Source organism: Streptomyces sp. NPDC048106 (assembly GCF_040706415.1).
In the GTDB taxonomy this organism is placed as follows: Bacteria; Actinomycetota; Actinomycetes; order Streptomycetales; family Streptomycetaceae; genus Streptomyces.
On record NZ_JBEZND010000001.1, the window covers coordinates 82,454 to 95,422 of the forward strand.

Below are 12,969 nucleotides of genomic sequence, written 5' to 3' on the forward strand. Positions count from 1 at the left end.
GGTAGGTGCGACGATCGGACGGCACAACTAGCGACACGGTGAAAGCAGAGGAAGTCGGCCATGGCAACGGCGCCCAGCGTCTCCTACTCGATGACCATCCGGCTGGAGGTGCCCGCGAGCGGAACCGCAGTCTCGCAGCTCACCAACGCCGTGGAGTCCTCCGGAGGCTCGGTGACCGGCCTCGACGTCACCGCGTCCGGGCACGAGAAGCTCCGTATCGACGTCACCATCGCGGCCACCTCCACGGCCCACGCCGAGGAGATCGTCGAGAAGCTGCGCGGCATCGAGGGCGTCACCCTCGGCAAGGTCTCCGACCGTACGTTCCTGATGCACCTCGGCGGCAAGATCGAGATGCAGTCCAAGCACCCCATCCGCAACCGTGACGACCTCTCCATGGTCTACACGCCCGGTGTGGCCCGCGTGTGCATGGCGATCGCCGAGAACCCCGAGGACGCCCGCCGCCTGACCATCAAGCGCAACTCCGTTGCGGTCGTGACGGACGGTTCCGCGGTGCTCGGCCTCGGCAACATCGGCCCCAAGGCCGCGCTGCCCGTCATGGAGGGCAAGGCGGCCCTCTTCAAGCGCTTCGCCGGCATCGACGCCTGGCCGATCTGCCTGGACACCCAGGACAGCGACGCGATCGTGGAGATCGTCAAGGCGATCGCCCCCGGCTTCGCGGGCATCAACCTGGAGGACATCTCCGCCCCCCGCTGCTTCGAGATCGAGGCCCGGCTGCGCGAGGCCCTGGACATCCCCGTCTTCCACGACGACCAGCACGGCACCGCCATCGTCGTCCTCGCCTCGCTGACCAACGCGCTGCGCGTCACGGGCAAGGCGATCGAGAACGTCCGGATCGTCATGTCCGGTGCCGGCGCGGCCGGTACGGCCATCCTCAAGCTGCTGATCGCGGCGGGCCTGAAGAACGCCGTCGTCGCCGACATCCACGGCGTGGTGCACGCGGGCCGCGAGGACCTGGTGGACGCCCCGGCCGACTCGCCGCTGCGCTGGATCGCCGACAACACCAACCCCGAGGGCCTCACCGGCACTCTCAAGGAGGCCGTGCGCGGCGCCGACGTCTTCATCGGCGTCTCGGCCCCGAACGTGCTGGACGGCGACGACGTGGCCGCCATGGCGGACGGCGCGATCGTGTTCGCGCTCGCGAACCCGGACCCCGAGGTCGACCCGGCGGTCGCCCGTCAGACGGCCGCCGTGGTGGCCACCGGCCGCTCGGACTTCCCCAACCAGATCAACAACGTGCTGGTCTTCCCGGGTGTCTTCCGCGGCCTCCTGGACGCCCAGTCGCGTACCGTCAACACCGAGATGATGCTCGCCGCCGCGAAGGCCCTCGCCGACGTGGTGAGCGAGGACGAGCTGAACCCCAACTACATCATTCCGAGCGTCTTCAACGACAGAGTCGCGGGCGCCGTCGCGGGCGCGGTCCGCGAGGCCGCCAAGGCGGTCGGCGCAACCGTCTGAACAGGGCGGATCGCTCGAACACGGCGTGTCGTACGGTGCCGGGGGCTGTGATGATCACCACGGTGGCCCCCCGCACCGGCGCGTCGTGGAACCACGTGGTGCCGGGCGCCCTCTAGGGTGACGCCGATCAGGCGCTTTTCGTGTGACTCCCCAGGGTGTTCTCACGACTCCTACGGGTGCCGGATTGGCTTTACCGCCGCAGGTAGGGGCAGGATGCGTCCCTGGGCGCGAGCGCATCGGCATCGCAGTGCCCCGGGCATAACCGCCGCGGAGCACACCCCAACGGCAAGAAAACACGGGAGTAACAACATGAACCGCAGTGAGCTGGTGGCCGCGCTGGCCGACCGTGCCGAGGTGACCCGCAAGGACGCCGACGCCGTGCTGGCCGCGTTCGCCGAGACCGTCGGCGAGATCGTCGCCAAGGGCGACGAGAAGGTCACCATCCCCGGCTTCCTGACCTTCGAGCGCACCCACCGTGCCGCTCGTACCGCGCGCAACCCGCAGACCGGCGAGCCGATCAACATCCCCGCCGGCTACAGCGTGAAGGTCACCGCGGGCTCCAAGCTCAAGGAAGCGGCCAAGGGCAAGTAAGCCCGCGCTCCGAGCGCCGGTTCACTGGAGCGCCCTTCGAGGCGCGGGCCGGTGGACGGCGCCCGAGAGAGTCGACGGCGCCGGAAGGGCCGACGATGCCCGACAGGGCGGCCCCCCTCTCGACGAGGGGGACCGCCCTGTTTGCTGTTTGCTCCGGGTCAGCCGAGGGCCTTGCCCGGGAGCTCGACCTTGGCGCCCAGCTCCACGAGCTTCTCCATGAAGTTCTCGTAGCCGCGGTTGATCAGCTCGATGCCGTGGACGCGGGAGGTGCCCTCGGCGGCGAGGGCCGCGATCAGGTAGGAGAAGCCGCCGCGCAGGTCGGGGATGACCAGGTCGGCGCCCTGGAGCCGGGTCGGACCCGAGACGACCGCGGAGTGCAGGAAGTTGCGCTGGCCGAAGCGGCAGTCGGAGCCGCCCAGGCACTCGCGGTAGAGCTGGATGTGCGCGCCCATCTGGTTGAGCGCCGAGGTGAAGCCGAGCCGGGACTCGTAGACCGTCTCGTGGATGATCGACAGGCCCGTGGCCTGGGTGAGCGCCACCACCAGCGGCTGCTGCCAGTCGGTCTGGAAACCGGGGTGCACGTCCGTCTCCAGGGCGATGGACTTCAGCTCGCCGCCCGGGTGCCAGAAACGGATGCCCTCGTCGTCGATCTCGAAGGCGCCGCCGACCTTGCGGTAGGTGTTCAGGAACGTCATCATCGAGCGCTGCTGGGCGCCGCGGACGTAGATGTCGCCGCCGGTCGCGAGCGCCGCCGAGGCCCAGGACGCGGCCTCCAGACGGTCCGGCAGGGCCCGGTGGGTGTAGCCGCCGAGCTTGTCCACGCCGGTGATGCGGATGGTCCGGTCGGTGTCCATCGCGATGATCGCGCCCATCTTCTGCAGCACGCAGATGAGGTCCTCGATCTCCGGCTCGACCGCCGCGTTGGACAGCTCCGTGACGCCCTCGGCCAGCACGGCCGTCAGCAGCACCTGCTCGGTCGCGCCCACCGACGGGTACGGCAGCGTGATCTTCGTACCGCGCAGGCCCTTCGGGGCCTCCAGGTACTGCCCGTCCGCGCGCTTCTCGATGCTCGCGCCGAACTGCCGCAGCACGTCGAAGTGGAAGTCGATGGGCCGGCCGCCGATGTCACAGCCGCCGAGGCCGGGGATGAACGCGTGCCCGAGCCGGTGCAGCAGCGGGCCGCAGAACAGGATCGGGATCCGGCTGGAACCGGCATGGGCATCGATGTCAGCCACGTTGGCGCTCTCGACGTGCGTCGGGTCGAGCACCAGCTCGCCGGGCTCCTCGCCCGGACGGACCGTCACCCCGTGCAACTGGAGCAGCCCGCGCACGACGCGCACGTCACGGATGTCCGGAACATTGCGCAGCCGGCTCGGCGCGCTGCCGAGCAGCGCGGCGACCATGGCCTTCGGCACGAGGTTCTTCGCACCGCGGACACGGATCTCGCCCTCAAGCGGGTTTCCGCCGTGGACAAGCAGGACATCGTCGTTGACGGTCATGTATCTCGCGTTCCGATCAGATGGGCATGGGGACCGCCGGTCACCGGGCGGGCCGTGGGACAGGGTAATCGCCGATCACCCCCCGTCCGTAAGTCCGCGTACCACCCTGCCGCGTCATGGGTTTGTCACAACACGAAACGTTTGCGATCGGACACATGGGGTCACCGGCGCGCGTGCGCGCCCGGCCCTGCTTCCATGCTCCCTGAGCTGCGTTCACTCCCGGGCGCCGATTGGCTCCCCACTCCCGGGGAAGATGCGGGATCATGTCTGGCATGACCGAGGTGTCCTCGCTCACAGGGCGGCTGCTCGTGGCCACCCCCGCCCTGGCGGACCCGAACTTCGACCGCGCGGTGGTGCTCCTTCTCGACCACGACGAGGAGGGTTCCCTCGGCGTCGTCCTCAACCGCCCCACCCCGGTAGGCGTTGGCGACATCCTGGAGGGCTGGGCCGGCCTCACCGGCGAGCCCGGCGTCGTCTTCCAGGGCGGCCCCGTCTCGCTGGACTCCGCGCTCGGCGTGGCGGTCATACCGGGCGGCGCGAACGGGGAGCGGTCCCCGCTGGGCTGGCGCCGGGTGCACGGCGCGATCGGTCTGGTCGACCTGGAGGCACCGCCCGAGCTGCTCGCCCCGGTCGTCGGTTCGCTGCGGATCTTCGCCGGGTACGCCGGCTGGGGGCCCGGCCAGCTTGAGGACGAGCTGGCCGAGGGCGCCTGGTACGTGGTGGAGTCCGAGCCCGGTGACGTGTCCTCGCCGGCCCCCGAACGGCTGTGGCGCGAGGTGCTGCGCCGCCAGCGCAACGAGCTGGCGATGGTGGCCACCTATCCGGACGACCCTTCGCTCAACTGATGCCCGGGCACTTCAGTACCCTGGGCGGTATGAGCACTCTTGAGCCCGAGCGCGGGACTGGTACGGGGACCCTCGTAGAGCCGACGCCACAGGTGTCCCACGGCGACGGCGACCACGAGCGCTTCGCCCACTACGTCCAGAAGGACAAGATCATGGCGAGCGCCCTCGACGGCACCCCCGTCGTGGCGCTGTGCGGCAAGGTCTGGGTGCCGGGCCGCGACCCGAAGAAGTACCCCGTGTGCCCCATGTGCAAGGAGATCTACGAGTCCATGGGCAGCGGCGGCGACAAGGACAAGGGCAGCGACAAGGGCAAGGGCAAGTAAGGCCCCGCCCCCGTTGTGACCCGCGAGGGCCCCGGCGCGCTTCGGCGTGCGCCGGGGCCCTTCGCCGTACCGGCGCCGCCGTCGCCCCAGGCGGCCGGGAGGCCGAGTGGTCCAGACCTCTTGTGGACGGGTGCGGGTGGTCCTAGCCTCCGTACCGATCCGCTGGTTGTGCAGAGCGGAACGGCCGTTGCGCAAGGTGCAACGCGGGCGTGGAGGTTACATGGGTGAGATCGGCGGCGAGGGACCCGTTCCGGCCGAGGGCGTGGCGCTGATCCCGGCGCCGGGCCGGGTCTCGGTGCCGGGCGGCCGCTGTGTGGTCGACGCGGACACCGGGATCGAGGCCGCCGAGGGCACCGAACGGGTGACGCGCTGGCTGCGGTCGGCCGTCGGCGCGGCGACCGGGCTGCCGTTCGCGCCGTACCGCGGGAGGGAAGGCGACGGGGGCGGCCGGGTGCGGCTGCGGATCGTCCCAGGGCTCGCGGCGGGACCCGGCGGTCCCGAGTCCTACCGGCTGGCCGCCGAGGGCCGGCTGGTCACCCTCGACGGGGCGAGCGAGGCCGGGCTGTTCTGGGCCGCGGGAACCTTCCGGCAACTGCTCGGTCCGGGGGCCTTCCGGCGCGCTCCCGTCAGCGGTCGCGACACCTGGGAGTTCCCCGCCGTCACCGTGCACGACGGACCCCGGTTCGGCTGGCGCGGGCTGCTGCTCGACGTGGCCCGGCACTTCATGCCCAAGGACGGGGTGCTGCGCTACCTCGATCTGATGGCCGCGCACAAACTCAACGTGCTGCATCTGCATCTGACGGATGATCAAGGCTGGCGGATCGAGATCAGGCGGCATCCGAAACTGACCGAGACCGGTTCCTGGCGGGCGCGGACGAAATTCGGGCACCGCGCCTCACCGCTGTGGGACGAGAAGCCGCACGGGGGTTACTACACCCAGGACGACATCCGGGAAATCGTCGCCTACGCGGCCGAGCGGCATATCACCGTCGTGCCGGAGATCGACGTGCCCGGACATTCGCAGGCCGCCATCGCCGCGTATCCGGAACTCGGCAACACGGACGTCGTCGACACCACCGCCCTCTCCGTGTGGGACACCTGGGGTATCAACTCCAACGTACTGGCTCCCACCGACGACACCCTGCGGTTTTACGAAGGGGTGTTCGAGGAGGTCCTGGAGATGTTCCCCTCACGGTTCATCCACATCGGTGGAGACGAATGCCCGAAGGACCAGTGGCGGAACTCGCCGGCCGCCCGGAAACGCGTCGCCGGCCTCGGACTCGACGACGAGGACCAGCTCCAGTCGTGGTTCATCCGGCATTTCGACACCTGGCTCACCGCGCGCGGGCGCCGGCTGATCGGCTGGGACGAGATCCTCCAGGGCGGCCTCGCGCCGGGCGCCGCGGTCTCCTCCTGGCGCGGCTACGAGGGCGGGGTCACCGCCGCGCGCGCCGGGCACGACGTCGTCATGTGCCCCGAGCCGTACGTGTACTTGGACCACCGTCAGGCCCCGGGCGACGAGGAACCCGTACCGATCGGCTTCGTCCGCACCCTGGAGGACGTCTACCGGTTCGAGCCCGTCCCGGCCGCGCTCACCGAGGCCGAGGCGCGCCATGTGCTCGGCACCCAGGCCAATGTGTGGACCGAGGTGCTGGAGGACGCCGCGCGCGTGGACTACCAGGTGTTTCCCCGGCTCGCCGCGTTCGCGGAGGTCGCCTGGAGCCGGCTGCCCGCGCCCGCAGAACGGGACTTCGCGGACTTCGAGCGCCGGATGGCCGTCCACTACCGGCGACTTGACGCCCTGGGCGTCGCCTACCGGCCGCCGTCCGGACCCCGGCCGTGGCAGCGCCGCCCCGGGGTGCCGGGCCGCCCGATCGACGGACCGCCGCCGCACCGATAGCGGGCGGAGCCGGCCCGGTGACGAGGCGGTCGACCCGGCAGCGGAGGGCGTGGATAGCGGAAAAACCCCGGCAGCATCACCGAAGAGTGGCAATTCGCGCGTACTGGTGATGTGACGCGAAAACGGACCATCTCCTCGGTGAGGTGGGCGAATGTCTCCCAGGGCCTGTCTTTCGGATCAGGTCGGCCTCGGGCAACGGTGCCTTGTGACCGACCCGAGCGGGGTTTGGTGCGTGCAACTGCAAGGCGGAGGAGGGAGTCGACGCGATGGGGGTGCCTCCGCGCGAGCGAAGCCGAGCGTGGGGGAGTCGGCGAGTGACGACAACGCCGCTGGGGGTCCCCCCACGCCCTGCAGGCAGTGGGGGAGGGCGTGCCAAACCCCGCGACTCCGACAGGATCCGAAAGGCAGGCCCTGGCGGACCCCCGCGTTCGAGCCTTGCGAAGATGTGCCAGAGTTGCCACGTCCGCCCTGTCAGCACGTACCGTACGGCGCAACAGGCGGGACCAGGTGGGGCAGCGGGAAGGGGCAGCCGGGTTGACCACGCACGCACCGCAGGCGGGGCAGGCCGTCACCCTGCCCACGACGCTGGACGAGGCGGTGGCGGCGCTCGCCGCGAGGCCCACCGCGGTCCCGGTCGCGGGCGGCACCGACCTCATGGCCGCCGTCAACTCCGGGCAGCTCAGGCCCGCGGCCCTGGTCGGCCTCGGCCGGATCAGCGAGATCCGCGGCTGGCAGTACCAGGACGGCCACGCGCTGCTCGGCGCCGGACTCACCCACGCGCGCATGGGCCGCCCCGACTTCGCGGCGCTCATCCCGGCGCTCGCCGCCGCCGCGCGCGCCGCGGGCCCGCCGCACATCCGCAACGCGGGCACCCTGGGCGGCAACATCGCCTCCGCCGCGCCCACCGGGGACGCGCTGCCGGTGCTCGCCGCGCTGGAGGCGACGCTGATCGTCGCGGGACCCGGCGGGGCGCGCCGGGAGGTCCCGGTCTCGCACCTGCTGGCGGGCGTGGAGATGCTGGGCGCCGGCGAACTCATCGGCTTCGTGCGGGTGCCGCTGCTGCACGCCCCGCAGGTCTTCCTCAAGGCGACCGGCCGCACCGGACCCGGCCGCGCGCTGGCCTCCGTGGCCCTCGTCCTCGACCCCGCCCGGCGCGGTGTGCGCTGCGCGGTCGGGGCCATAGCGCCGATGCCGCTGCGGCCGCTGGAGGCCGAGCAGTGGGTCGCGCGGCTCATCGACTGGGACAACGACCGCACGCTCGTCCCCGAGGCGCTCCGCGCCTTCGGCGAGTACGTCGCCGCGGCCTGCATCCCCGACCCGGCGCCGGAGGCGGACGGCACGGTGCCGTCGCTGCCGCCCGCCGTACTGCACCTGCGGCGCACCGTCGCCGCGCTGGCCCGACGAGCACTGGGGAGGGCGCTGTCGTGACCGACGACCAGCACGGAGAGGGCACGCCCGAGGGCGGCGGGCGCTGGAACCCGCTGCCCCAGGGCGACTACGACGACGGCGCCACCGCCTTCGTCAAGCTCCCCGAGGGCGGCATAGACGCCCTGCTGTCCGGTGACAGCCCGCTGGCCGCGCCGGGGCACGGCTACGTGCCGCCGAGCATCCCGCAGGCCCCGGCGGACGACGGCACCGGCGGCTGGCCCGCGCCGGAGGGCGGCGCCCACTGGCCCGACCCGAACGGCGGGCAGGGCGGCGGCCAGTGGCCCGACCCGGACACCGGGCAGGGAGCGACGCAGGGCAGCGACCGCTTCACGTACGACCCCGCGGCCACGCAGCACTGGAACTTCGAGGAGCCCGCGCCCTCCGCGGCGCCCGGCCACGACGTCACCGGACAGTGGTCCATCCCGGTCGCCGGCGGGGAACTTCCGGACGAGTCGGGCGAGTTCACGACGTCGGCCCTGGTGGAGCAGTGGGGTGGCACGCCACCGGCCACGCTCCCGGGTGGTGCGCCGGCGCCTTGGGCCACGAACGCGGGGCAGCCCTGGGGAGACCAGGGGGAGGCCACGCAGGGCGCGGCTCCGGGCCCGGACGCGTTCGGGGGCGGCGAGGGGTACGGCGCCGAGGCGTACGACCCGGGGACCGGCGGACACGCCGGGGACGGGGACTTCGACGCCGGGCGCGCGGAGGATGTGCGGCAGCAGGTCGGGAGTGCGCGGGCGCGCCGCCAGGCGCGTGCGCAGGGCGCGTACGAGCAGGATGCGCAGGGCGGCGCGTACGGCCAGGACACGCTGGGGCGTGACGCGTACGGGCAGGGTGGTCCCGTGCCCGGCGCGTACGAGCCGGGCACGGCCGGGCAGGCGGGGGCGGCGCCGGGCGCGCACGACCTCGCAGCACACGCGCCGGGCGCGGAGGCACCGGGCGACCAGGGTGCCTACGGCCAGGGCGGGTACGAGCAGCCCGGCCAGGCGGACGACGCGGCCGTGCAGGATCCCCACGGGGCGCAGGAACACGCCGCGCACGGGCTGGACGACCGCATAGAGGGCCCGCTCGGCCAGGCCGCCCGGACGGGCCCCACCCCGAGCGCGCACCCGCAGGGCGGTGCCGTACCGGGCGCGCATCCGCACTCACCGCAGGACCAGGTGCCCGGGACGCGGGACACACCTGGCCAGGCGGGCCACGAGCAGGACCCGCGCGAGCAGGCCGCTCACCCCGAACCGACGCATCCCGAGCAGGCGTACCCCGAGCAGGCGCACCCCGAGTCGGGTCATGCCCAGCCGGACCGACCCGGCACCCCGTACATCCCGGCGCCGTCGAGCGAGCCGTCGTACCCCTCCCCGGGCGCCCACCAGCAGGACGGGCACCCGGCGCACCACACCCCGCCCGCCGGGGTCCCGGTCGGACCGGACGCGGACGTCCACGGCCCCGCCACGGGCCCCGAGGCCCCCGTCGGCGGCCCCGCGGAACACGCGGACCCGGCCACCGGGCCCGAGGCCGCCACGCCGGCGCACGGGACCCCGTCGCCCACCGGCGAACCGTCCGCCCCCGCCGTACCCGGGCAGCGGTCCGGCGTGCCCGCGCCCGGCGTTCCCGGGCAGCGGTCCGACACGCCCGCGCCCGCGCCCGCCGCACCCACCACCCCCGCGCCGGCGCACGACGGCGACACGCCGGACACCCCGTCCGACGCGTCCGGACACGCCGACGCCCCGGACGACGCCGGGTCCGCACGGCCCGAGGAGCCCGAGCAGGCCGAAGCGCCCGCCCCCCTCCCGCCGAACGACGACCACCCCCTCGCCTCCTACGTGCTGCGCGTCAACGGCGCCGACCGGCCCGTCACCGACGCCTGGATCGGGGAGTCGCTGCTGTACGTGCTGCGCGAGCGGCTCGGGCTCGCGGGCGCGAAGGACGGGTGCTCGCAGGGTGAGTGCGGGGCCTGCAACGTGCAGGTCGACGGGCGGCTGGTGGCCTCCTGCCTGGTGCCCGCGGTCACCGCGGCCGGGACCGAGGTGCGGACGGTGGAGGGGCTGGCCCAGGACGGGCGGCCCTCGGACGTACAGCGCGCGCTGGCCCGTTGCGGCGCCGTGCAGTGCGGTTTCTGCGTGCCCGGCATGGCGATGACCGCGCACGACCTGCTGGAGGGCAACCCCGCGCCGACCGAGCTGGAGACCCGGCAGGCCCTGTGCGGCAACCTGTGCCGCTGCTCCGGCTACCGGGGCGTCGTACAGGCCGTCCAGGAGGTCGTCGCCGAACGCGAGGCCGCCCGCGCCGCCGAGGCGGAGGCGGGGGCCACCGACGCGGCCGACGACACGCGGGTCCCGCATCAGGCGGGCCCCGGCTCCGGCGGCAACCCGTCGGTGTTCGAGGCGCCGGGCGTGTTCGACACGCCGCCACCCACCCCTGACGGCTACGGCGACACGCCCGGCCCGTACGACCAGCACTACGGCCAGGACGGAGGCCAGGCGTGAGCAACGAAGCCGCCACCGCCGCCACGGAACCCGCCGCCGAGCCCGAGCAGGCCCCGCACGGCCTCGGCGTCTCGCTGCCGCACGCGGACGCCCGGGCGAAGACCGAGGGCACCTTCCCGTACGCCGCCGACCTGTGGGCCGAGGGCCTGCTCTGGGCGGCCGTCCTGCGCTCCCCGCACGCGCACGCGCGGATCGTGTCCGTCGACACCTCCCACGCCCGCGAGATGCCCGGCGTGCGCGCCGTCATCACCCACGAGGACGTGCCGGGCACCCCCCGCCACGGCCGGGGCACCCCCGACCGGCCGGTGTTCGCCGCCGAGGTCGTACGCCACCACGGCGAGCCCATCGCCGCCGTCGCCGCCGACCACCCGGACACCGCGCGGATGGCCGCGGCCGCGATCATCGTCGAGTACGAGATCCTCGACCCGGTGACCGACCCCGAGCATGCGTTCGAGGCCGAACCGCTGCACCCCGACGGCAACCTGATCCGGCACATCCCGCTGCGCCACGGCGACGCGGAGGCGGTCGGCGAGGTCGTCGTCGAGGGGCTGTACCGCATCGGCCGCCAGGACCCGGCCCCGATCGGCGCCGAGGCCGGTCTCGCGGTGCCGCGCCCCGACGGCGGGGTGGAGCTGTACCTGGCCTCCACCGACCCGCACCACGACCGCGACACCGCCGCGGCCTGCTTCGGGCTGTCCCCCGATCGGGTGAAGATCGTGGTCACCGGGGTGCCCGGCGCCACCGCCGACCGCGAGGACCAGAGCTTCCAGCTCCCGCTCGGCCTGCTGGCGCTGCGCACCGGCTGCCCGGTGAAGCTCGCCGCGAGCCGCGAGGAGTCCTTCCTCGGCCACCCGCACCGCCACCCCACCCTGCTGCGCTACCGCCACCACGCCGACGCCGAGGGCAACCTGGTGAAGGTGGAGGCGCAGATCCTGCTGGACGCGGGCGCGTACGCCGACACCTCCGCGGACGCGCTGGCGGCCGCCGTCTCGTTCGCGTGCGGGCCGTACGTCGTCCCGAACGCGTTCATCGAGGGCTGGGCCGTACGCACCAACAACCCGCCCTCCGGCCATGTGCGCGGCGAGGGCGCGATGCAGGTGTGCGCCGCGTACGAGGCCCAGATGGACAAGCTGGCCCGGAAGCTTGAGGTGGACCCGGCCGAACTGCGGCTGCGCAACGTGCTCGCGACCGGCGACGTGCTGCCGATCGGCCAGACCGTGACCTGCCCGGCGCCGGTCGCCGAACTCCTCCAGGCGGTACGGGACTTCCCGCTCCCGGCGCTGCCCAAGGACACCCCGGAGGAGGACTGGCTGCTGCCCGGCGGCCCCGAGGGCGCGGGCGAGCCGGGCGCGGTGCGCCGGGGTGTCGGCTACGGCCTCGGCATGGTGCACATGCTCGGCGCGGAGGGCGCCGACGAGGTGTCCACGGCGACGGTCAAGGTCCACGACGGCGTCGCCACCGTGCTGTGCGCGGCCGTGGAGACCGGCCAGGGATTCACCACGCTGGCCCGGCAGATCGTCCAGGACACCCTGGGCATCGAGGTGGTCCACGTCGCCCCGGTCGACACCGACCAGCCCCCGTCCGGCGCGGGCTGCCGGGGCCGGCACACCTGGGTGTCGGGCGGCGCGGTGGAGCGGGCGGCGAAGATGGTCCGCACGCAGCTTCTCCAGCCGCTGGCCCACAAGTTCGGCATGTCGACCGAGCTGCTCCAGATCGACGACGGCAGGATCACGTCGTACGACGGGGTGCTGTCGACCACCGTCACCGAGGCGCTGGACGGCAAGGAGCTGTGGGCCACCGCGCAGTGCCGCCCGCACCCCACCGAGCCGCTGGACGCCACCGGGCAGGGCGACGCGTTCGTGGGCCTCGCGTTCTGCGCGATCCGCGCGGTGGTGGACGTGGACATCGAGCTGGGCTCGGTCCGGGTGGTGGAGCTGGCCGTCGCCCAGGACGTGGGCCGGGTGCTCAACCCCGCCCAGCTGGCGGCCCGGATCGAGGCGGGCGTCACCCAGGGCGTGGGCATCGCGCTCACGGAGAACCTGCGCACGCCGCGCGGGCTGATCCGCCACCCCGACCTGACCGGGTACGCCCTGCCGACCGCGCTGGACGCGCCGGACATCCGGATCGTCAAGCTGGTGGAGGAGCGGGACGTGGTCGCGCCCTTCGGCGCCAAGTCGGTCAGCGCGGTCCCGGTGGTGACGTCCCCCGCGGCCATCGCCTCCGCCGTCCGCGCGGCCACCGGCCGCCCGGTCAACCGGCTCCCGATCCGCCCCCAGGCCGCGGTGGTCACGACCCAGTGACCGCCGGCGGGCAACGCACCGGGCCCGCCTGACGTCTCCTCCCGCGAGGGGCGTTGTCAGTGGGGCGGCGTAGTCTGCGCAGCAGTGGGGGAGCCGCCGCAGCCGGGCGCCCGCACTTGGCACGCAC

General features: G+C 73.5%; 9 protein-coding genes. 8 read left to right on the top strand and 1 reads right to left on the bottom strand.

The window, feature by feature from the left end; all coding sequences use genetic code 11:
* Positions 1 to 60 precede the first annotated feature (60 nt).
* On the top strand, positions 61 to 1,476 hold the full coding sequence (locus AB0927_RS00340) for an NAD-dependent malic enzyme (protein ID WP_366665209.1): 1,416 nt from the start codon (positions 61 to 63) through the stop codon (positions 1,474 to 1,476).
* Between the two features lie 309 nt (positions 1,477 to 1,785).
* Positions 1,786 to 2,067 carry an HU family DNA-binding protein gene (locus AB0927_RS00345; protein WP_023550134.1) on the top strand — a complete coding sequence of 94 codons (282 nt, stop codon included), beginning with the start codon at positions 1,786 to 1,788 and terminating at the stop codon, positions 2,065 to 2,067.
* 158 nt (positions 2,068 to 2,225) lie between these two features.
* Here the strand turns inward: AB0927_RS00345 and murA are convergent, their stop codons facing one another.
* Entirely contained in the window at positions 2,226 to 3,566 is a 1,341-nt protein-coding gene (gene murA / locus AB0927_RS00350) for a UDP-N-acetylglucosamine 1-carboxyvinyltransferase (protein ID WP_366665210.1), read from the bottom strand.
* A gap of 272 nt (positions 3,567 to 3,838) precedes the next feature.
* On the opposite strand from murA, the gene AB0927_RS00355 reads away from it, so the two are divergent.
* The 6 genes from AB0927_RS00355 to AB0927_RS00380 all read left to right on the top strand — a co-directional run bounded on the left by AB0927_RS00355 (position 3,839) and on the right by AB0927_RS00380 (position 12,842).
* On the top strand, positions 3,839 to 4,411 hold the full coding sequence (locus tag AB0927_RS00355) for a YqgE/AlgH family protein (protein ID WP_366665212.1): 573 nt from the start codon (positions 3,839 to 3,841) through the stop codon (positions 4,409 to 4,411).
* Positions 4,412 to 4,440: 29 nt separating this feature from the next.
* Complete coding sequence (locus AB0927_RS00360) at positions 4,441 to 4,734, top strand: DUF3039 domain-containing protein (RefSeq protein WP_366665213.1); 294 nt, start codon at positions 4,441 to 4,443, stop codon at positions 4,732 to 4,734.
* A gap of 220 nt (positions 4,735 to 4,954) precedes the next feature.
* On the top strand, positions 4,955 to 6,634 hold the full coding sequence (locus tag AB0927_RS00365; protein WP_366665214.1) for a beta-N-acetylhexosaminidase: 1,680 nt from the start codon (positions 4,955 to 4,957) through the stop codon (positions 6,632 to 6,634).
* Positions 6,635 to 7,168: 534 nt separating this feature from the next.
* Positions 7,169 to 8,062, top strand: a complete 894-nt coding sequence (locus AB0927_RS00370; RefSeq protein WP_366665215.1) for an FAD binding domain-containing protein — start codon at positions 7,169 to 7,171, stop codon at positions 8,060 to 8,062.
* On the top strand, positions 8,059 to 10,542 hold the full coding sequence (locus AB0927_RS00375; protein ID WP_366665216.1) for a 2Fe-2S iron-sulfur cluster-binding protein: 2,484 nt from the start codon (positions 8,059 to 8,061) through the stop codon (positions 10,540 to 10,542). The genes AB0927_RS00370 and AB0927_RS00375 overlap by 4 nt, the downstream gene beginning before the upstream one ends.
* Positions 10,539 to 12,842, top strand: a complete 2,304-nt coding sequence (locus AB0927_RS00380; protein WP_366665217.1) for a molybdopterin cofactor-binding domain-containing protein — start codon at positions 10,539 to 10,541, stop codon at positions 12,840 to 12,842. Before AB0927_RS00375 ends, AB0927_RS00380 begins: the two co-directional genes overlap by 4 nt.
* The last annotated feature ends 127 nt before the right edge of the window (positions 12,843 to 12,969 follow it).

Excerpts from the sequence above, each read along its gene's own strand:
- AB0927_RS00360 (WP_366665213.1), top strand. The coding sequence starts at position 4,441 with ATGAGCACTCTTGAGCCCGAGCGCGGGACTGGTACGGGGACCCTCGTA.
- AB0927_RS00345 (WP_023550134.1), top strand. The coding sequence starts at position 1,786 with ATGAACCGCAGTGAGCTGGTGGCCGCGCTGGCCGACCGTGCCGAGGTG.
- AB0927_RS00365 (WP_366665214.1), top strand. The coding sequence starts at position 4,955 with ATGGGTGAGATCGGCGGCGAGGGACCCGTTCCGGCCGAGGGCGTGGCG.
- AB0927_RS00340 (WP_366665209.1), top strand. The coding sequence starts at position 61 with ATGGCAACGGCGCCCAGCGTCTCCTACTCGATGACCATCCGGCTGGAG.
- murA (WP_366665210.1), bottom strand. The coding sequence starts at position 3,566 with ATGACCGTCAACGACGATGTCCTGCTTGTCCACGGCGGAAACCCGCTT.
- AB0927_RS00355 (WP_366665212.1), top strand. The coding sequence starts at position 3,839 with ATGACCGAGGTGTCCTCGCTCACAGGGCGGCTGCTCGTGGCCACCCCC.